Below are 17,200 nucleotides of genomic sequence, written 5' to 3'. Positions count from 1 at the left end.
ACCGTGTCCTGTGAGAGCGAGCCTGTTTTACATATCGGTTTGGTCATCAGACGCGTTCGACCAGCGTCGCAATCCCCTGTCCGAAGCCGATGCACATCGTCGCGAGGCCGTACTGGCCGTTACACTCCGCGAGTTGGTACGGCAGTTTGCCCAGAAGTGCCCCACCGGTCGCCCCGAGCGGGTGGCCGTGCGCGATTGCGCCGCCCCAGACGTTCGTCCGCTCCCAGTCCGCGCCGGTCTCGTCGAGCCACGCGGTCACGACCGGCGCAAAGGCCTCGTTGACCTCGAAGCGGTCGATGTCGTCGACCGTGAGGTCGTTCTCGTCGAGAATCGTCTCCGTCGCCGGTATCGGCCCCGTCAACATCGTCGTCGGGTCCACGCCGACGACATGGGTGTCGACGATTCGGGCTATCGGCTCCCAGCCGTACTCCTCGCAGGCCTCGCCGGAGGCGACCAACACGCCTGCCGCGCCGTCGACGATGCCCGAAGCGTTGCCGGCGTGGACGACTCCTTCTCCTTCCTCGCGGAAGACCAGGGGCAGGTCTCCCAGCGTCTCAATATCCGTCCCCGGCCGGGGGTGTCCGTCCTCGGTGACGGTGATGTCCTCACCGTCGAGGGTCGTCTCGACGGGCACGACCTGGTCGTCGTAGGCGCCAGCGTCGGCGGCCTCGCCCCAGCGGCGCTGTGAGTCGACGGCAATCTGGTCGACCTGCTCGCGTCCGTGGCCGTAGGTCTCGGCGATGCGTTCGGCCCCTTCACCCTGTGTGGTCAGTTCGTCGAAATGCTCGAAGTACGTCTCCGTGACGATACCATCGTCGGCGTAGTGTTGGCCGTCGGTGTCGGCGTCGCTGGCGAGTGGGACACGGGTCATGTGTTCGACGCCGCCGGCGACGAGCACCTCCGAGAGCCCGCCCCGAATCTCGGCGGCGGCGAAGTTGACGGCCTGCTGGCCCGAGCCACACATCCGGTTCAGCTGAACGCCGGGCATCTCCTCGCCCCATCCGGCGACAAGGGGCGCGATGCGTCCGATGTTCAGCCCCTGCTCGCCGACCGGCGAGACACAGCCGTAGATGATGTCTTCGACGGGGTCGCCGCCTCCGAGGTCGTTTCGGTCGTCCAGCGCCCGGAGCGGTTCTGCCGCCAGGTCCTGGGGGTGTGTGTCCCTGAATGCACCGTCCTGCTCGCCGAACGGCGTCCGGACCGCGTCGACGATGTAGGCCTCGTCCATGGTTGTCAGAAGCAAGCGCTGGGACTTTACTGCTCGGGTCGTCGCCTACTCGTCGCCACGTTCGAGAAACGCGGCGACACCGTCCTCATGGGCCTCGGAGTTGTATGCCTGTGTCTGTAGCATCGCCTCGTGGTCGAGCGCATCCTCGAACCCTCGGCCGAGGTTGTCGTGTATCGCCTGTTTGGCGAATCCGATGGTTTCAGTCGGTCGGTCACGGAGTGTCTCGACCAGCGACGAAACCCGCTCGTCGAGTTCGTCGGTCGTGACAGCCGCCGTAATCAAGCCGAGTTCCGCGGCTTCGCTCGCGTCGAAATACGCCCCAGTGAACGCGAGGCGCTTGGCCGCGCGGAGACCGATCAGCCGCGGCAGAAGATACGAGCCGCCGGTGTCGGGAATCAGCCCCACGTGGACGAAGGCGCAGCCGAAGGTAGCGTCTTCGACGGCGTAAGCGAAATCCGAGAGCGCCGTCAGCGTCAGCCCGGCACCCACGGCGTCGCCGTTGATGCTGGCGACGACTGGAACTGGACAGGTGAACAGTTCCTCGGCGACGCGGCCGTAGGTGCGGTTGTAGCGGTCGTATGCTTCTCGGGGTCGCTCGTCGCGCTCGGCCATAGCCTCGATATCACCCCCTGCGCTGAAGGCCTCGCCCTCGCCGGTCAGCACGATTGCGTCGTGTGTCTCGGGGTCAGCCTCGGCCACCACCTCGGCCAGCGCGACCGCCTCCTCGTCGTTGAATGCGTTCATCGCGTCCGGCCGGTCGAAGGTGATTCGGAGCACGCTGTCGTCGGTCGTCGTCTTCATACCCGCTGTTGTCGGTCCGCTCTCTTAACTTCCACCGACAGGCGAACGGAACGTATTTACTGCCTCTGTGAGACAGTCCGAGTATGGCATATAGTTACGAGCCACACCACTGGGAGGACTTCGAGGTCGGACAGACCTTCGAGACAGTCGGCCGTACCGTCACCGAGTCGGATTTCACGCTGCACTCGATGTTCACCGGCGACTGGACGGAACTCCACAGCAACGCCGAGTACGCCGAAGACGGCCCCTTCGGTGCCCGCGTAGCTCACGGTCCGATGACGTTCACGCTGGCAACCGGCTTCGTCTACCGCTCTGGTATCGTCGAGCGGACCGTCTACGCGTTCCTCGGCATGAACTACATGGACGTCAACGAACCCGTCTTCATGGACGACACCATCTCGATGGAGATGGAAGTTACCGACAAAAAGGAGATAGACAGCGTCGAGGATGCCGACATGGTCACCATCGACACCGTCGTCACGAACCAGGACGACGTCGCCGTCTTCGAGGGCGACATGAAGTTCCTCATCTACAACCGCGAGGCCAAGGAGTAGCTCACTCCCCTGACTCGACGGTGATGTGGACCAGGCCGACGGCCGCGACGTAGGCTTCGGTAGCCGGGAGTGACTGCTGGACCGTCGCGTTGTAGCGGTCGACGCCCTCGTTGTAGGTGTCGTACCCCCCGTCGTCGCTCGCAATCTGTTTGCTTCCACGCTGGAGCAGATCGACCGCCGACACCATCGACTCGACGAAGGAGCGCTCGCTGTCGAGCAACTCGATAAGGCGCTCCCGGTCAGCCGGTTCGAACGGCGTCAGTCCGCTGGCGGTCTCGGATGCCGATGCAATCAGTTCGCCCGCGGTGTCGTAGTGTTCGCCAGCAGTGTCGTACCGCTCGGCTGCGGCCTCGTAGTTCTCGTCGTTGGCGTAATCGAAGGCCGTCGAGAGACGGTCTGCTCCTGCGTTGTACTCGTTTATCCACTCCCTGCGCAGGTCCAGAATCTCCTGGCGGTGTTCGAACTCCGGATACCGGGCTTCAATCGAGTCGTCCATGATGGTGGCCGGCTCGTCGTCGTGTCCGAGTCCCAGGACGTGGCCCAGTTCGTGTTGGATGACCGTTCTGTACAGCCAATCGCTCGAATCCGGGACAAGACGGACCGTCGCGGGTAGGGCGTTGTCGTTACCGGCCGTGAGATAGGTCGCACAGCCGGCGAACTCGCCGCCGTCGTGGACACCACAGTCCTCGATAGCGGGCAGTTCCGAGACGAGTATCGCCGGGTCGTCGGCGTCGGGCTGGTGTTCGAGTGTCGTCGTGTAGGAGAGATACTGCGTGTGGTTGTCGTTCCAGAATGCGATTGCCTCACCGAGCAGTCGTTCGAGTCGCCCGCGGTCTGCCTCGACCTGCTCGATTGCCACCGTCGCCGTCCGGTCGGCCAGTGGGTGGGTCGGCTCCGGCGTCGCGGTCCCCGTGGCTGTCTCGCCGTCTTCGGTCGCTCGGTCGGCTGCGCCGTCGTTCGAGCTCTCAAACGATTCCAGACACCCAGCCACGGCCACCGTTCCGGCGGCGACAAGAAAGGCCCGACGTCTGCTGCCTTCGGTCTGACCCATTACACAGGGATAGTTAGTGCTGCGGGAAAACAGTATCGCGCACGACCGGACAAAATAGGCTGGGGGCTACTGACCGAGGAACGCAGCGCACTGGTGACAGTATCTGCGCTCTCCGTCTGTGATTTCCGTGCCACAGTCAGGACACCATCGCGACTGTGGCGTCGACTGCTGTGAGTTGCCGCCGAACTCGTGGCTGTTCGACGTGGGTTCAGTCTGCCGTCGTGGCCCATCACCGTCAGCCGGCCGTCCGCGTGGCGCGGACTGTGTACTGTCGGGGTCGCGGCCGTTTGCTGGTGGCTGTCGTTCCGCCTCCCGGGGTTGGTCGCTGTCGGTCCCAGAGCGGTCGCCGAACTGTTCGTCCGGACGGTCGGTCCGCCTCGGCTCGTCACGTCTGGCCGTCGGTGTCGTCTCGTAATCGGGCTCGGAGTGGCTGACAGTCTCGGAGCGCTCTGCGCTCTCGTCGGGACGTACCGGTCGCTCGCTCCCGGCTCGAATGCCGGCGGCGATGCCGGCACCCAGCGACTGTGAGCGGGCCGTGTTGACTGTGGCGGTGACCTCGGACTTAGAGTCGCGAACGTCGGTCTTGAGCGACAGCAGTCCCCGACCCTGGTCAACTGCGTAGAAGCCGGCGAGAATCGAGAGCGAAAACAGGACAAACGTCAGGCCACCGAACACGTCGATGTCCTCGCCAGCGACGCCGGCGGCAAACGTCAGCGGAAGTACCACCGCGACTTTGACGATCGTGATGACCGTCGACTGGAGGTGGATAAGTCGCCAGATGAGACGGACGACACCGCTAGAGCGTGCGAGAACGCGGTTTGCCCACTGAAAGAACAGTCCGATGGCCACGCCGACGAAACCCGCAGCAGCGACGACCCCTTCCCCTGCCGGGAAAGTGTCGAACACGGTCGCGAATACGCCGCTTAGGGCGAGTGACAGGCCTCCGAGTACGAGTGTATCCGCCCGTGCTCCAGCCTGTGTCGCCATGCCGACGACCACAATTGCCCCCAGCGCGACACCGACTGTGGCGTTCACCATCGATGCAAAGGCGAGTATGGTTACCGTCCCTGCGATGACTGCCCCGACTTCCCCAGTCTGCTTCATACATGTCAGCAAAGGCGCGACTGGAATAAAATTATCTCGGAGGGATACATGACTCCACTATTGTTTACTCACCGACCACATCGGGACCGCGTTTTTACGTCCCACAGACGATAAACAGCTATGACGAACGTCAGCGAGACGTACATCGAGAACCGCGAGCGGGTCCAGCCAAACGACACGAACAACCACGCGACTGCGCACGGAGGCAACGTCGTGAAGTGGATGGACGAGGTCGGCGCGATGAGCGCGATGCGACACGCGGGCGCGAGCTGTGTCACCGCTCACATCAGCGACCTGGATTTCAGGCGGCCGGTCCCACAGGGTGACACCTGTGTTATCGAATCCTACGCCTACGAGACTGGAAAGAGCAGCATCCGGGTCCGGGTACAGGTGTACCGCGAGAACCCCCGCACCGGCGAGCGCGAGCAGACGACCGACTCCTATTTCGTCTTCGTCGCCATTGACCAAGACCAGTCGCCCATCCCAGTTCCCGACCTGACCGTCGACTCCGAGCGCTGTCGAGAGCTCAGAGACGCCGCCCTCGAAGGTGAAGAAAACGCCTAATTCTCCTCGACTGCCGCGGCCGTTTCCCGGAACAGCCCGTCGAGCATCTCGGGCGTCGTAGGGTGGTACGCACGGTCTGGCACCTCACGAACGTCGAGCCCGAGTTCGACGATGACCTGCAGCGTCTTCGCCATCACGTCGGCGTGGTAGTGCAGCCCCTGGTAGCCGAGTACCGTTCCGTCGTTCTTGTCGACGACAAGCGTCGACAGCCCGTCCGGAACGTCTTTGCTCTTGAAGACGCCGTCGTCCGTGGCCTGTCGCGTCGCCGTGACGACCCTGTGTCCAGCCGCTCGGGCCGAGTCGGCGGTGTGCCCAACGCGTGCGAAGGGGTAGACTCCGAGCCCCGAGAAGATAACGTGGTGGTGGACATTCTCGTAGGGTTCGAGCTCCTGGCCGGCGTCGTGTGCCAGAATGTTCTCGGCGGCCTGGAAGGCCTGTTCCTTGGCGACGTGAAGGATTGGCTCTTTCATGTTGACGTCGCCAGCGACAAACACTCGGTCGTCATCGGTCGCCTGCATCGTCTCTTCGACCCACCAGCCGTCGGTGTTGAGCCGTGTGTTTTCGAGGCCGAGGCCGTCAAGCGAGGGACGACGACCGGTGAAACAGAACAGCTGGTCGGCCTCGACAACCTGTTCGTCGCCGTCTTCGTCTTCCAGGTAGAGACGGACACCACCGTCGTCGGTCGGTTCGAGGCGCTGTTCGTGGACGTTCGTCGGAATCTCGATATCGAAATCTTCTCGGTAGACATCGAGCAGTGCCTGCCCAAACTCCGGTGGTGCCTCGTCGATAGGCTGAGAATCGTGTTCGACGGCGGTGATATCCATCCCGGCGGCTTCGACGAGGTAAGGAACCATCTCCAGGCCAACATAGCCGAGGCCGAGCACGATGCCAGAATCTGGGAACGACGTGGCGTCGAGGACATCCGCGCTGGTCATGTAGTCGACGTCGTCGATACCCGGAATATCGGGGACGTTGACCGACGAACCGGTCGCGATGACGACGTAATCGGGCTCGATTCGCTCGCCGCCAGCCGCGATAACCCGGTCGTCGAGGAACCTGGCGGTGTCGTGGATGAAGGTCACGTCTTCGCGCTCGGCGTAGTCGTGGATTGAATCGCGGCGGTGGCCGGCCCACCCGAGCGTGTGGTCGTCCTTTTGCTCGACAACGCGGTCGAGGTCAATATCGGGCAGGTCACCGACGAGTCGGTCGTCGTGGCGTGCCTGGTACCGGTGTGCGCCCGCGGAGAGGACCTCCTTCGAGGGCATACAGCCCCGGAGAATGCAGAGACCGCCGCCGGGGTCGCCGTCGTCGATAAGCGTCAGCTCGACACCAGATTCGTCGACGAGCTCGCCCGCAGCGGCTGCCCCTGCGCTCCCGTACGCGCCGATAATTGCGACGTGAATGCTCATATCATCGTCTTTGCTGGCACAGCAATAACCCTACCGGGTCCGTGTCCACGGGACGGGGGTCGCCGCTCATTTCCTGTCCACTTGCTCGGAGACTTTCTCGTTTTGCCGGTCTCGCTCACAGCGGTCGTTCGCTCGTTTCGCCGGCGGGCCGTATCCGCCGCCGCCGGGCGTATGGACTGTCACCGTTGTTCCCGCCTCGACATCGCGGGTGGTCTTGCTTCCGACCCGCTTCCCGTCGATACGATTCTCGCCGGCCTTCCCGGGCTCGCCGCCTTCGGCCCCAGCTGGCCGGTGGTCCCGCCGTTCGGTCAACAGCGAGACGACAGCATCCGTCTCGATGGTGAGTGAACGCGTCAGGCCCAGCCCACCTCTGTACTCGCCGTTGCCACCGCTGTCGGGCCGAAGCGAGTACTCCTCGACAGTAAAGGGGTACTCGGATTCGAGCGCTTCGATTGGCGTGTTGAGTGTGTTCGTCATCCCGACCTGTACGCCGTCCATTCCGTCCTTGGAGGGGCGAGCACCGAACCCGCCGCCGATAGTCTCGTAGTAGGTGAACCCATCACGCCCACGGCTGCCGATGATGAGATTGTTCATCGTCCCCTGAGAGTGTGCGGGGACGCGGTCGGGGGCTGCCTCAGCGAAGGCAGCGAAGACAATATCGGTGATGCGCTGGCTCGTCTCGACGTTCCCGCCGACGACCGCCGCCGGCGGCTCCGGATTGACGACGGTGCCACTCGGGGCGTTCACCTCGATATTCGTGTAACTTCCGTGGTTAGGTGGTATCTCGGGGTCGGTGATGCTTCGGACGACGAAGTAGACAGCGCTTTTGGCTACCGACAGCGGCGCGTTCATGTTGCCCTCGCACTGCTCGGCGGAGCCATCGAAGTCGACAGACACAGTCGACCCATCGAGAGAGATGGCCACGTTGAGCGGTATCTCCGCCTCGGTCACGCCGTCTCCTTCGAGGACGTCACACGCCTGGTATGTGCCGTCCTGGAAGGCGTCGAGTTCCGCGGTCATGCGCTCGTGAGAGTAGTCGATAATCGCGTCGAAGGCCTGCTCGATGCGGCGACGGCTGTGGCTCCCGATGAGTTCCCCGAGGCGCTTTTCGGCCCGGTCGTGGGCGGCCAGCTGCGCTCTGAGGTCTGCCCGTCGCTCGGTTGGATTGCGCACGTTCGCCAGGATAACCGAGAGGAGGTCCTCGTTCAGGTCGCCGCCGTTTCGTAGCGGAACACTCGGCACGCGGATACCCTCTTGGTAGATTTCGGTCGAACCGGCCGGCATACTGCCGGGAGTCATCCCGCCGATATCAGCGTGATGTGCTCTCGTCACTGCGTATCCGACGATTTCGTCCTCCGTCGAGAGTGTCGAGACGATGGTCACGTCGGGGAGGTGAGTCCCTCCCTCGAAAGGGTCGTTGAGGATGTACGCATCTCCGGGCTCTGGCTCCTGTCGTCTGACCGCGGCGACGGCGTCGGGCATGGCGCCGAGGTGGACCGGAATATGCTTGGCCTGGGCGACCATCCGCCCGTCCGCGTCGAACAGTGCTGCCGAGCAGTCCTGTCGTTCCTTGATATTCGGGGAGTAGGCGCTCTGGATGAGTACCTGGCCCATCTCCTCGGCGATACTTTCGAGTTTGTGCCGAAACACTTCAAGCGAGACCGCGTCGAGACTGTTTTGTGTCATTGTTCTGTTAGTATGAGTGAGCCGTTCTCCTGTCCGATTGCCTCCCAGGCGGGCGGGACAACGATTGTGCTCTCGTCCTGTTCGAGTATCGCTGGACCGCTGACTGTCGTTCCCGCAGTCGTCGGACGCTGATAGATCGGTGTCGTGTACTCCACCCCGTCGAAGACAGCGGTCTGTTCCCCAACAGTCTCCACCGAGTCCGTCGAGCCGTCTGTGTTGGGGACAGTTCGTGGAATCGCAGCGGTCGCCCTGAGGTTGACGACCTCGATTGGCTCTTCAGCTGTATAGCCATAGACCCGCTCGTGTTTGGCCTCGAATGCCGCTTTGAGGGCGTCTGTGTCACAGTCGGAACGAGCGTCGACGGTCAGCTCGAAGCTTTGGCCTTGATACCGAAGGTCTGCGGACCGTTCGACAGACACTGCTTCGCGGTCGGGACTGACGGGAAGCTCCGCGACCAGCCCGTCGGAGACCCTGGCGAGCTCGTCTGCAGTCGCCTCTTCGAGTGGCGTTTTGTGTGTCTGGACTGCGTCGTAGCTCTCGTCTGCGGCGAGGAGTCCGTACGCAGATAAGACGCCGCTGACGGGAGGAACGATGACAGCCCCGATGTTCAGCTCTGTAGCGAGGGCGACAGCGTGCATCGGTCCGGCACCGCCAAAGGCGACCAGTCCAAACTCGCGAGGGTCGTGGCCGCGTTCGACGGTCATCGAGCGGATTGCTCGGGTCATGTTGGTGTTTGCAATCCGAAACACACCCCGCGCGGCCTCACGCGCCGAATCGAGGCCTGCTTCCTCCGCCAGCTCTTCGAGTGCTCCCACTGCCGCCTCAACATCCAACTCGAGATTTCCGCCCAGCGTGGCTTCCTCGTTGATGTAGCCAAGGACGAGATTCGCGTCGGTGACCGTCGGCTTTGTTCCCCCGTGACCGTAACAGGCCGGCCCCGGCTCAGCTCCCGATGACTGTGGGCCGACGCGGAGCGCGCCGCCGGAGTCGACCCAGGCGATGCTACCGCCACCCGCACCGACAGTGTTCACGTCGACCATCGGCACTCTAATCGGGTACCCCCCAACCTCATTGTCGGTCGTTCGTTCGACGTCTCCGCCGCGGATGAGGCTCACGTCGCTCGATGTCCCTCCCATGTCGAAGGTGACAAAGCCGTCAAAATCAGCCGCGGCGTCGAGAGCTGTCGCCGCTCCATGAGCACCGACGACGCCGGCTGCAGGCCCTGAGAGGACCGTCTGGACAGCGTCGTCTCGAATCTCGTCGGCACCAGCGATACCGCCGTTTGACTGCATGATCTGTGGTGCTGGGAGCCCCAGCTCGGCGGCTCGGTCCGTGAGTCGTCCAAGATAACTGTCGATGGCAGGCGTGACGTACGCGTCGACGGTCGCTGTTGACGTTCGCTCGTACTCCCGGAACTCGTTCAGAACGTCGTGGGACGGAGACACTGGAACGTCGAGTTCGTCGGCGAGCCGGTCGGCGACACGCTGTTCGTTCGTTGGGTCGATATAAGAGTGCAGGAAGGAGACGGCGACGCTCTCGAACCCTTCAGACGCGAGCTGTGCAACAAGGTCGTCGAGCGCGGCTGAGTCGGGTGGTGTGCTCTCCCCCTCGACCGTTGTTCGTTCCGGCAGTTCGTATCGATTGCGCCGCTCGACCAACGGTGTCGGTTTCTCTGCCTCCAGGTCGTACAGCTCCGGACGGGTCTGGCGGCCAATCTCTAACACATCCCTGAACCCCGCAGTCGTGACGAGGGCAGTCTTCGCCCCGTTGCCTTCGAGAAGTGCGTTGGTCGAGACGGTCATCGCATGGGAGAACTCCGAAATCGCGTTGGGGCTGAGTCCAGCCTCCTCGCAGGCCGCCTGAATACCTCGAATCACCCCTTCGCTCTGGTCTTCCGTTGAGGCAACCTTCTTGCTTGTAATCTCCCCGTGGGAAATGAGTACAATATCAGTAAACGTCCCACCGACATCAACGCCAACAACGGCGTTCACGTTCGATCCTCCCGACCAACCAACTGATCGTTATAAGATGGCGTGACGCGCTTGCTTCCGTGCATTGCTGCTCGTTAGCACGAGTTGGATTAAAAAAACAGTTGTTAAGAATAGAACGTACTCAGTATGCAGACATGTGAACTCAGACTTCAGAAATGATGGCCTTTGAGACACCTTCAGAAATCTCAACATCGAAGTCGAGTTTCTCAGTACTCCGATCAATGAACTCTGTCATAAACCATTTCACTTTCTCTGTCGGAAAGACAACGTGATAGGTTTCTCCTTCGGCCTTGCGTGCACTCAGAAACCCACAGAATGAGAGCCAATCGAGCATGTCAGAGAGCGTATCAAACCGTGACCGATACTCCTCGGCGTGAAACTCTGCAACGCGGTCGATTGTCTCCTGAAACGCAGGATTTGGCTCTCCATCCTCCTTCTCGGCGTGCTCCAGGAGGCCGTGGAGAAAGTCAATGTCAAGCAGGACGTGTTCGCCAGCGTTGAGCATCTGGTGGTACTGCTCAAGACTCACGTTTGTCTCCGAATTGGCGACCTTAAAGTTCGCTGCATAGAAAATAACGGCTTGGCGAACGGCTTCGCTTTGCCCCTTACCAGTCTCCGATACAAGTTCGTCAAGTGCCGCCCGTGACTTTTCATCTAGAGAGACAGTCACTCGGTCACCAGCCATGGCCCTCAATAAACAGGCATCCGTAATATGCATACTGGTAGCTCATCCAGATATCGTCGAACAGTTTCGAGGAAGTCAAAGCTGGGACACAACACACAGCGATAAAACAAAACAGCAGCGTGGGTTGTTCTGATGGCACTACCGAAAAGCGTCTTCTGACGAAACCTCTCCTGCCCCAATAATCAGTGACTATCTCACCGGCGGTAGGCCGTCATTATCCGAGTGCCAGCCAACAAAAACAGCACTGTTGCCTGGCTATCAGAAACAGTTCGTTTAGAAAAGCAATTACTCCTCGAGAAGCTCAGAAAACTTCTCTCCTGTACGGAACGCAATCGGACTAGTAAGATCGTCTGCCTCGAGTGCCACAAGCAACATCTCTTCGTCGGGGGTCGTGATAGACACCCTCTCCGTTGCGCTGGTGTGGCCGTCGATTTCGGTCTCGTCCAGTTCGATGGTCGCCTCGTAGTCGTCGGCTGTCGGCCAGACGTTCTCGTAGAAGGCCATGTTTCCTCTCTCTTCCTCGCCTGCCGAATCCGACGAGACGAGGTCGAACCGTTCGTCGAGGACGACTGTCCCGTCGGCACCGACGATTTCGAGACGGCCGCTGACAGGGCCATCGGTCCCATTGAGGACGTTCACCGCTTCGAGGGCCTGGTCGCCAATCCAGTCGAGGACCGTCGAACAGCCAGTGACTGCCGTCACCGCCGCCGTCGCCGACCCGGCGAGGAATCTCCGGCGGGACGGGCGGGAGATTACGCGTTCGGACATACAGAGTGAACAGCCCAGTTATAAATAAGAATGGTGGGCAGTTTCCGGCAGAGAGAACGCTACACGGCACGGAACAGGGCAAATATCCTCCTCCAGTAATCGCTGACGGCGACAGCTACTTCTGTTCGAACAGCGCGTAGTGGGCGATTCCGTATGCCGATCGGCCGTCTCGGAGGTCACCGGCTTCGAGGTCGTCGAGCAGTGACGAAAACGACGCTTTCCCCACTTCGATGGATTCGTTCTCGTCGAGGTCCTGGGACGCGGTCGCCTCACAGTTCTTGGCGACGTAGTAATGGAAGACGGCGTCAGAGAATCCGTTGGCCGGCTCGACAGTCGTCAGGTGGTCGATGTCGTCTGTTTCGTAGCCGGTCTCCTCCCGGAGTTCGCGATGAACAGCGGTCTCCGGCGCCTCACCGGGTTCGAGATTCCCGGCCGGGAGTGCGCGGTTGCACCGCCCGACGGCATGTCGCCACTCCTCGATGAGGATCACGTCACCGTCTGGGGTAAACGGCAGGATGACCACACTTTCTGACGACGAGAGGTAGTCGAACTCACTAGTCTCGCCGTCAGGCAACCGCACCGTGTCGTTGACGACATCGAAACCACCGCAGGTGTAGGCCACGCCCGATTCGAGGGTCTCCCACGCGAGGTTGGACATACTACTGGTTCGGCGCGGTCGGTAGAAAGGGCTACGGTCGTTACGTGGGTTGTCAATCGACGCTGTGGATGTCTGTCGATCCACACTCCGGACACTGGGTGATGGCTCCGAGCGACGGATGTGTCGTCGTCTCCCACGACCCGTCGTCGGCCGACGCCTCGAACCGGCACTCAAAACACTGTTTCGACTGCTCACCGGTCTCTAACGTCATATCTGTCACTACAACAGCATCCAAGAAAAGAGTTTCTGCGCTACTCCTCGGTCTCGTCCATCTCGTCTTCGTCATACGCCTCCTCGTAGCGTTCCATCGACATCTCGTGGCCCTCTTTGGCCAGCGCAAGCGTCTCCTGGAGGTCCGTGATTGGCGTCTCGCTCGCGTCGACCCGGATGTCGTTGTACGCGGGGTCGAGCGGGTGGTCCTGTGTATCGCAGACGACGACTGCGGCACTCTGGACGTGGAGTTCCTCGCGCTTGTCACCGCCCTCGGCGTCGCCGGCGGCGAGCGTGTCGGCCAGTCTAAACGCGAGCGGACGGTCGTCGTCGCGGCTCTCCTCGTATGCCGCGGCCGTCGCATCGATGACGGATTCACCAGTCAGCAGATTCCCAGCCACGGTGTAGTTCTCGCCGACTGTGTGTCCGTACCAGTCCTTGCACTCCTCGCCGGAGAAGGCGAACTCGCCGTCTGTGTCGACGCCGTGGAGCTGACGTTGTGGTGCGCCGTCGTCGGCGTTCAAGAGGGCTTCGAGGGCGTCCTCGACGGCGAGTCCGTCGCCGAGATACTCGATACCCATGCGCCCGAGGTCAACGTTGACCAGGCTCTGTGTCGCGACCGCACCGTGTTCGCTGGCGAACGGACAAAGAGTTCCGACGCCGGCCAGACGTGTCGTTACCGCGACGCCAAAGCGGTGGTGTTTGGTTCCGTCCTCTTCGTACTGCTCGCGCACACAGATGCTGAACGTCATACCCTGTGTCTCGGGTGAGAGCGGCATAATTCCCCCGGTAGGTATTATCCCAGTATCAGGTGGCCGCGGTGGGAGAGCAGTGTGGGAATCTGAAGAAGCGTCTGCGGAAGGAGAGAAACAGTCTCGTTTACTCAACCCAGCTACACATTCTCGGAGCTTGGAGCCCGAACCGCGACATCTCGCCTGGCCACGAGCCAGAGGCCGATGCCCAGCACAGCAAGCACAGAGCCGAGAACCGCATAATACCCCCAGAGCCCGCCGTTGAAATTAACTCCTGCTGTACTCCCGATGTATCCAGCAGCGGACCCGGCTACGAGAAGGCCACCGCCAATCAGCATGATTGCGCCGAACGGTATCAACGGGTGAAGATACGTCTTGAGCGGTTCCAGTGGATGCATATGTGTGAGTTCGTGTGCTTCCATATATATCCAGGCCCTGTAAATCGGCGGTGATTGAAAAGGAGGTCTACAGAGGCCGCACGTGTCCCGTCCAGCCAACAAATCGCTGGGCCGCCGAGAGAGGTTCTGATTGGGGGTCTCGAACGGCGTCGATGAATTCGTGGGTTAGATATTGAACAGGACCAGCAGGCCAAACAGCGTGATTCCGATACCGAATATTCGGTTGAGGGATACTTTCCAGTCTGCCGGTTCAACCTCCGACGCCGAGCGCTTGCTCCCAATCGCGTCGATTTGTTCTTCGAACCGTGCGGTCTTGTAGGGCCAGACCGCGCCGATGGCTCCAATTGTGATGACGATCATTCCGAGGGCGGGGTTACCCATAGTGCGCGTTCTTCTGGGCGAATTGAATAGTTTCTGGTGATTAACAACGCCATGGTACTTTTGTTTCTGGCTCGCGGACTGTGTGCATGCGAATGGCCACAGTAGTATGCTGTCGGAGTGACCCTCTGTCTGGTGGGTCAAGACGGAGTGAAACAGCGTGAGCAGGAATCTGCAATCGGCAGACGGCGACACGACAACAGAGAGTCGAGACCGACAGGTGACCGGGCCTGAGTCGACGGGCGAGACCGCACTTTCCGTCGAGGGGCTCTCGAAGGCGTTCGGTGACGGCGAGAACGCAGTCACCGCGGTCGACGACGTCTCCTTCGACATCGAGTCGGGTTCGATAGTCGGGCTGTTGGGACCAAACGGGGCCGGAAAAACCACGCTCATCAAGTCGATTCTCGGGATGGTCCTGCCGGACGAGGGAACGGTTCGATTGAACGGCATCGACGTGCTCGAACGGCCCAGAGCGGCCTACGCACAGGTCGACGCGATGCTCGAAGGCGCGCGAAACGACTACTGGCGGCTGACCGTTCGAGAGAATCTCCGGTACTTCTCGACGGTCGCCGGCGTCGACCCGGACGCTGTCGCCGACCAGCATCAGCGACTGCTCGAACAGCTCGAACTCGAAGAGAAGGCAGACACGGCGGTCAGAGACCTCTCACGAGGAATGAAACAGAAGGTGTCGCTGGCGAGTGTTCTCGCTGGCGGCGCGAGTATCGTCTTTCTCGACGAGCCGACGCTCGGACTCGATGTCGAGAGCTCCCGAACGCTCCAGCGAGAACTCCGCCGGCTTGCAACAGAGCAGGACATCACCGTTGTCCTTTCCAGTCACGACATGGACGTCATCGAGACAGTCTGTGACCGCGTGCTCATCATGTCAGACGGTCAGTTCGTCGCAGACGATAGCGTCGAGGCACTGCTCCGAAGCACCGACGTCTACGGTGTCCGCGTCGTCAGCAGTGACTTCGACGACAAGACGCTCAGGTCGCTCCGTAGCGCGTTCGACGTGCGAACTGTCGAGCCACTCTCGCCGGGCGCACGCGTCGAGGTCGAAACCGAGGGCAACGGCATCTACGACCTGATGGACTGGCTTCGGGAACGCGGGGTAACGCCAGAGCGCGTCAGAACAGTCGAGCCAGGCCTCGAAGACCTCTTTTTGGAGTTGACCGACCAGCGTGGGGCAGGGGAGGAGAGCCGAGAATGAGTGCGAGCCCAGCCGAGAACCGGCGGAGTGCGGGCTACCCACAGCTTATCAAGGCTGTCCTCTACCGGGAGTATCTCATCTTCGTCCGCTATCCGGCCAACGCCATTGGCGGCATCTTCATCTCGCTGTTTTTCTTCGGTGTGCTCTTTTTCGGCGGGCAGGTGCTCAGCGGACAGGCATTGGACGACTCGCTGGAGGGAATTATCGTCGGCTACTTCCTGTGGACGCTCTCGCTCGGGGCCTACCAGTCGATCTCGAACGACATCGGGAGCGAGGTCCAGTGGGGGACGCTTGAACGCCACATCATGACCCCCTTTGGGTTCGCGCCAGTGGCGCTATTGAAAGGCGCTGCAAAGGTCGTCCGGACGTTCATCACCTCCGCAATCGTGCTCGGGGTAATGTTGTTGCTGACCGGGACGACACTCGCGCTGAACGTCCTCACCACGGTCGTCATCGCGACGCTGAGCGTACTGTCGGTTCTCGGTCTCGGCTTCGCCGCGGGCGGTATCACGGTGCTGTACAAGCGCATCGGAAACTGGCTGAATCTCCTGCAGTTCCTCTTTATTCCGCTCATCTCCGCACCGATATTCGAACAGCCGTTGTTGCGGGTGCTGCCACTCGCACACGGGAGTGGACTGCTGCAGCGGGCAATGGTCGACGGGACGCGGCTGTGGCAGTTCTCAGCAGTCGAGCTGGGGACGCTTGTGGCGGTTGCCTTTGGCTACCTGTTCGGGGGGTATATCATCTTCCAGTATGCTACCAGACGCGCGCGACGCCTGGGGGTTCTGGGCGATTACTGACCGGCCGAGTTCCGCCGTCGCTCTGTCCACCACTCCGCGAGTTTCCGGATGACCTGTCGAGACGCAGTCGCACAGGCGAAATACCAGACAATCCAGGTCGCCATCGGTCCGACAAGGGCCTGCTGCCAGGACACCTCGCCGGCGAGGGGCACAACGAGTCCCGTTTCGTCGGTGCCGAGATGGCCGCCCCTGACCTTCCAGCGGAGCCACAGAAAGATGGGAATTGTCAACAGCATAATCCAGGCCGTCGACCGGAACTGGAGTTTCATCATGCCGAGCTGGTCGCTGGCTGCCTCGCGTTGTTTCTCTTGCAGCCGTTCGAGCGCCTGGTCGTCGCCGCGTTCTTTGGCGCGCTGGCGGTAGTCCCGTAGTGTCTGCATCCGGTCGCGGTACTGCTGGAGTTTATTCTGATCGACGAGCGAGAGCCGGAGCGCCGTCGAGTAGAGACCAGTGGCGATAGCGAGAATCAGGATGACGAGGTAGAATGGGACCGAGCCAAGCAGCGAGTCGACGGCTGTGTTCTCCATGGACGCGACTGCGTCGCGGATATCGGTGCTCCAGTAGCCAGTGAACAGGAGGAGCGCAAACCCACCTGCAGTCTTGTCATAGACAGACCACGAGACCGGCTCTACCTCGGGAAGCTCAAAATCCGCGAGCAGTGACTCGTCAGGGTCCTGTCTGTCAGTGTCTTCTCGTGTGGCCTCCTCGACGGCGTCGTGGTCGGCGAGCCGGTCGCGAACCTGTTCCGGTTCAGCAAGTGCGAACCCGCCGCCACTGCCTACGAGAACACCGGTATCGAGAAGACGGCCCCACTCGCCGGAGGTCAGCTCGTCGCTCACGTCGCTCCAGTCGATTTCGTCGGCTCCCCCCTCGGACCGCTCGAAGACAACAGCGATGGCCTCCCGCATCCCTGGGTCCGAAAGGAGCGCCTCAAGCTGTTCGATAGGCATTCA

Annotated in this window: 19 protein-coding genes; 4 read left to right on the top strand and 15 right to left on the bottom strand. The window is 61.6% G+C overall.

All coding sequences use genetic code 11. The annotated features are described in order from the left end of the window. Nucleotides 1-46: 46 nt before the first annotated feature. Both OSC37_RS14610 and OSC37_RS14605 read right to left on the bottom strand, forming a co-directional pair. Nucleotides 47-1,228, bottom strand: coding sequence for a thiolase family protein (locus tag OSC37_RS14610; RefSeq protein ID WP_267162169.1), 1,182 nt, complete (start codon nt 1,226-1,228; stop codon nt 47-49). Between the two features lie 45 nt (nt 1,229-1,273). Further along, nucleotides 1,274-2,029, bottom strand: a complete 756-nt coding sequence (locus tag OSC37_RS14605) for an enoyl-CoA hydratase/isomerase family protein (protein ID WP_267162168.1) — start codon at nt 2,027-2,029, stop codon at nt 1,274-1,276. Nucleotides 2,030-2,112: 83 nt separating this feature from the next. Between OSC37_RS14605 and OSC37_RS14600 the strand changes: the two genes are divergently transcribed. Continuing rightward, nucleotides 2,113-2,583 carry a MaoC/PaaZ C-terminal domain-containing protein gene (locus tag OSC37_RS14600; protein WP_267162167.1) on the top strand — a complete coding sequence of 157 codons (471 nt, stop codon included), beginning with the start codon at nt 2,113-2,115 and terminating at the stop codon, nt 2,581-2,583. Between the two features lies 1 nt (nt 2,584). Here OSC37_RS14600 and OSC37_RS14595 read toward each other — a convergent pair whose 3' ends face one another. Together OSC37_RS14595 and OSC37_RS14590 are read right to left on the bottom strand one after the other, a co-directional pair. Then, nucleotides 2,585-3,634, bottom strand: coding sequence for a matrixin family metalloprotease (locus OSC37_RS14595; RefSeq protein ID WP_267162166.1), 1,050 nt, complete (start codon nt 3,632-3,634; stop codon nt 2,585-2,587). Nucleotides 3,635-3,700: 66 nt separating this feature from the next. Next, nucleotides 3,701-4,738, bottom strand: coding sequence for a hypothetical protein (locus OSC37_RS14590; RefSeq protein ID WP_267162164.1), 1,038 nt, complete (start codon nt 4,736-4,738; stop codon nt 3,701-3,703). A gap of 120 nt (nt 4,739-4,858) precedes the next feature. On the opposite strand from OSC37_RS14590, the gene OSC37_RS14585 reads away from it, so the two are divergent. Further along, the gene (locus OSC37_RS14585; RefSeq protein ID WP_267162163.1) at nt 4,859-5,302 is read left to right on the top strand and encodes an acyl-CoA thioesterase; all 444 of its coding nucleotides are present in this window, start codon (nt 4,859-4,861) and stop codon (nt 5,300-5,302) included. Here the strand turns inward: OSC37_RS14585 and OSC37_RS14580 are convergent. The 10 genes from OSC37_RS14580 to OSC37_RS14535 all read right to left on the bottom strand — a co-directional run bounded on the left by OSC37_RS14580 (nt 5,299) and on the right by OSC37_RS14535 (nt 14,240). Further along, nucleotides 5,299-6,711: a dihydrolipoyl dehydrogenase family protein gene (locus tag OSC37_RS14580; protein ID WP_267162162.1), complete on the bottom strand. Its 1,413-nt coding sequence runs from the start codon at nt 6,709-6,711 to the stop codon at nt 5,299-5,301. The genes OSC37_RS14585 and OSC37_RS14580 overlap by 4 nt on opposite strands. Before the next feature lie 66 nt (nt 6,712-6,777). Further along, nucleotides 6,778-8,397 carry a hydantoinase B/oxoprolinase family protein gene (locus OSC37_RS14575; RefSeq protein ID WP_267162161.1) on the bottom strand — a complete coding sequence of 540 codons (1,620 nt, stop codon included), beginning with the start codon at nt 8,395-8,397 and terminating at the stop codon, nt 6,778-6,780. After that, nucleotides 8,394-10,388, bottom strand: a complete 1,995-nt coding sequence (locus OSC37_RS14570; protein WP_267162160.1) for a hydantoinase/oxoprolinase family protein — start codon at nt 10,386-10,388, stop codon at nt 8,394-8,396. The genes OSC37_RS14575 and OSC37_RS14570 overlap by 4 nt, the downstream gene beginning before the upstream one ends. 142 nt (nt 10,389-10,530) lie before the next feature. After that, entirely contained in the window at nt 10,531-11,073 is a 543-nt protein-coding gene (locus OSC37_RS14565; protein WP_267162159.1) for a ribbon-helix-helix protein, CopG family, read from the bottom strand. Nucleotides 11,074-11,358: 285 nt separating this feature from the next. Further along, nucleotides 11,359-11,841, bottom strand: a complete 483-nt coding sequence (locus OSC37_RS14560) for a twin-arginine translocation signal domain-containing protein (RefSeq protein WP_267162158.1) — start codon at nt 11,839-11,841, stop codon at nt 11,359-11,361. A gap of 115 nt (nt 11,842-11,956) precedes the next feature. Next, nucleotides 11,957-12,499 (bottom strand): NUDIX hydrolase, encoded by a 543-nt coding sequence (locus tag OSC37_RS14555; RefSeq protein WP_267162157.1) that lies wholly within the window; start codon nt 12,497-12,499, stop codon nt 11,957-11,959. Nucleotides 12,500-12,551: 52 nt separating this feature from the next. Then, on the bottom strand, nt 12,552-12,710 hold the full coding sequence (locus OSC37_RS14550) for a hypothetical protein (protein WP_267162156.1): 159 nt from the start codon (nt 12,708-12,710) through the stop codon (nt 12,552-12,554). 40 nt (nt 12,711-12,750) lie between these two features. Next, a complete protein-coding gene (locus OSC37_RS14545; protein WP_267162155.1) occupies nt 12,751-13,461 on the bottom strand; it encodes a DUF1028 domain-containing protein in 711 nt (236 codons plus the stop codon). A 140-nt stretch (nt 13,462-13,601) separates the two neighbouring features. Continuing rightward, nucleotides 13,602-13,883 carry a hypothetical protein gene (locus tag OSC37_RS14540; RefSeq protein WP_267162154.1) on the bottom strand — a complete coding sequence of 94 codons (282 nt, stop codon included), beginning with the start codon at nt 13,881-13,883 and terminating at the stop codon, nt 13,602-13,604. Nucleotides 13,884-14,024: 141 nt separating this feature from the next. Next, nucleotides 14,025-14,240 carry a DUF6199 family natural product biosynthesis protein gene (locus OSC37_RS14535; RefSeq protein ID WP_267162153.1) on the bottom strand — a complete coding sequence of 72 codons (216 nt, stop codon included), beginning with the start codon at nt 14,238-14,240 and terminating at the stop codon, nt 14,025-14,027. A 157-nt stretch (nt 14,241-14,397) separates the two neighbouring features. On the opposite strand from OSC37_RS14535, the gene OSC37_RS14530 reads away from it, so the two are divergent. Both OSC37_RS14530 and OSC37_RS14525 read left to right on the top strand, forming a co-directional pair. Beyond that, entirely contained in the window at nt 14,398-15,447 is a 1,050-nt protein-coding gene (locus tag OSC37_RS14530; protein ID WP_438267587.1) for an ABC transporter ATP-binding protein, read from the top strand. Then, complete coding sequence (locus tag OSC37_RS14525) at nt 15,444-16,247, top strand: ABC transporter permease (RefSeq protein WP_267162152.1); 804 nt, start codon at nt 15,444-15,446, stop codon at nt 16,245-16,247. Before OSC37_RS14530 ends, OSC37_RS14525 begins: the two co-directional genes overlap by 4 nt. On the opposite strand, the gene OSC37_RS14520 is transcribed toward OSC37_RS14525, so the two are convergent. Next, nucleotides 16,241-17,197 (bottom strand): DUF106 domain-containing protein, encoded by a 957-nt coding sequence (locus tag OSC37_RS14520; RefSeq protein ID WP_267162151.1) that lies wholly within the window; start codon nt 17,195-17,197, stop codon nt 16,241-16,243. The two genes, OSC37_RS14525 and OSC37_RS14520, sit on opposite strands and share 7 nt — an antisense overlap. Nucleotides 17,198-17,200 lie beyond the last annotated feature (3 nt).

The sequence above is a fragment of the Halovenus salina genome, assembly GCF_026410925.1.
GTDB classification, from domain to species: Archaea; Halobacteriota; Halobacteria; order Halobacteriales; family Haloarculaceae; genus Halovenus; species Halovenus salina.
Note: the sequence above shows the minus strand (reverse complement) of the source record. Positions and strands in the feature narration are given on the sequence as shown.

Bases quoted from the DNA above. Each gene is read 5' to 3' on its own strand.
- OSC37_RS14610 (WP_267162169.1), bottom strand. From the start codon at position 1,228: ATGGACGAGGCCTACATCGTCGACGCGGTCCGGACGCCGTTCGGCGAG.
- OSC37_RS14605 (WP_267162168.1), bottom strand. From the start codon at position 2,029: ATGAAGACGACGACCGACGACAGCGTGCTCCGAATCACCTTCGACCGG.
- OSC37_RS14600 (WP_267162167.1), top strand. From the start codon at position 2,113: ATGGCATATAGTTACGAGCCACACCACTGGGAGGACTTCGAGGTCGGA.
- OSC37_RS14595 (WP_267162166.1), bottom strand. From the start codon at position 3,634: ATGGGTCAGACCGAAGGCAGCAGACGTCGGGCCTTTCTTGTCGCCGCC.
- OSC37_RS14590 (WP_267162164.1), bottom strand. From the start codon at position 4,738: ATGAAGCAGACTGGGGAAGTCGGGGCAGTCATCGCAGGGACGGTAACC.
- OSC37_RS14585 (WP_267162163.1), top strand. From the start codon at position 4,859: ATGACGAACGTCAGCGAGACGTACATCGAGAACCGCGAGCGGGTCCAG.
- OSC37_RS14580 (WP_267162162.1), bottom strand. From the start codon at position 6,711: ATGAGCATTCACGTCGCAATTATCGGCGCGTACGGGAGCGCAGGGGCA.
- OSC37_RS14575 (WP_267162161.1), bottom strand. From the start codon at position 8,397: ATGACACAAAACAGTCTCGACGCGGTCTCGCTTGAAGTGTTTCGGCAC.
- OSC37_RS14565 (WP_267162159.1), bottom strand. From the start codon at position 11,073: ATGGCTGGTGACCGAGTGACTGTCTCTCTAGATGAAAAGTCACGGGCG.
- OSC37_RS14560 (WP_267162158.1), bottom strand. From the start codon at position 11,841: ATGTCCGAACGCGTAATCTCCCGCCCGTCCCGCCGGAGATTCCTCGCC.
- OSC37_RS14555 (WP_267162157.1), bottom strand. From the start codon at position 12,499: ATGTCCAACCTCGCGTGGGAGACCCTCGAATCGGGCGTGGCCTACACC.
- OSC37_RS14550 (WP_267162156.1), bottom strand. From the start codon at position 12,710: ATGACGTTAGAGACCGGTGAGCAGTCGAAACAGTGTTTTGAGTGCCGG.
- OSC37_RS14545 (WP_267162155.1), bottom strand. From the start codon at position 13,461: ATGACGTTCAGCATCTGTGTGCGCGAGCAGTACGAAGAGGACGGAACC.
- OSC37_RS14540 (WP_267162154.1), bottom strand. From the start codon at position 13,883: ATGGAAGCACACGAACTCACACATATGCATCCACTGGAACCGCTCAAG.
- OSC37_RS14535 (WP_267162153.1), bottom strand. From the start codon at position 14,240: ATGGGTAACCCCGCCCTCGGAATGATCGTCATCACAATTGGAGCCATC.
- OSC37_RS14525 (WP_267162152.1), top strand. From the start codon at position 15,444: ATGAGTGCGAGCCCAGCCGAGAACCGGCGGAGTGCGGGCTACCCACAG.
- OSC37_RS14520 (WP_267162151.1), bottom strand. From the start codon at position 17,197: ATGCCTATCGAACAGCTTGAGGCGCTCCTTTCGGACCCAGGGATGCGG.